We start from the raw sequence: 641 nt of genomic DNA, 5'->3' as shown, positions 1-641 counted from the left end.
TGCGCATGGACGCCCTGCGGTTCTTTCACGTCATGCCGAAACGGCTCCAGAAATACGGACTCGAAACGGCCCCTGACAAGACCCGCATCCTGCGCTTCAGCCGCTTTCACCCCGGCCTGCGACGCCGCTTTGCCTTCCTTGGCTTTGAGCTGTATTGGCAACGCGACCGCCGTGGAGAGCTGCGGGTGATGAAACGGACAGCCCGCAAGAAACTGCAAGGAGCGAAACGGCGAATGAAAGCCTGGATCAGGGCCAACCGCCACCTTCCGGGGCGGAGCTTCATCAAGGCCCTGAACCGCAAACTGGTCGGGCACTACAACTACTACGGCGTGCGCAGCAACGAACGCTCCCTGGGCAGCTTCTTTGATTTCACGGTGAAATGTGCCTACAAATGGCTCAACCGTCGAGGCGGGAAACGGCGCAGTTTCAATTGGAGCCAATTCAAAGTCGCGCTGCAGAAGTTGAACATCGCCTGGCCGAAGGTGACCGAGAAAAGCGGGAAACATACGGTCTTTGCATAGCGGAGGCTACGGCGCTTCGCGCGTCGCGAAAGCGAGTGCAACCGAGGAACCGGATGCGGGAAAACTGCACGTCCGGGTCTGTGGCGGGGGAACCGGGTAACCGGTTTCCCTACGCCGGAG

The 641-nt window shown here is 60.1% G+C and carries 1 pseudogene; it reads left to right on the top strand.

The features are described 5' to 3' along the window. Nucleotides 1-521 (top strand): annotated as a pseudogene (locus G3446_RS27155) (group II intron reverse transcriptase/maturase); the annotation flags it as partial. Between the last annotated feature and the right edge of the window lie 120 nt (nucleotides 522-641).

Origin of the sequence: Thiorhodococcus minor (assembly GCF_010820565.1) — a bacterium.
GTDB lineage: Bacteria > Pseudomonadota > Gammaproteobacteria > Chromatiales > Chromatiaceae > Thiorhodococcus > Thiorhodococcus minor.
Note: the sequence above shows the minus strand (reverse complement) of the source record. Positions and strands in the feature narration are given on the sequence as shown.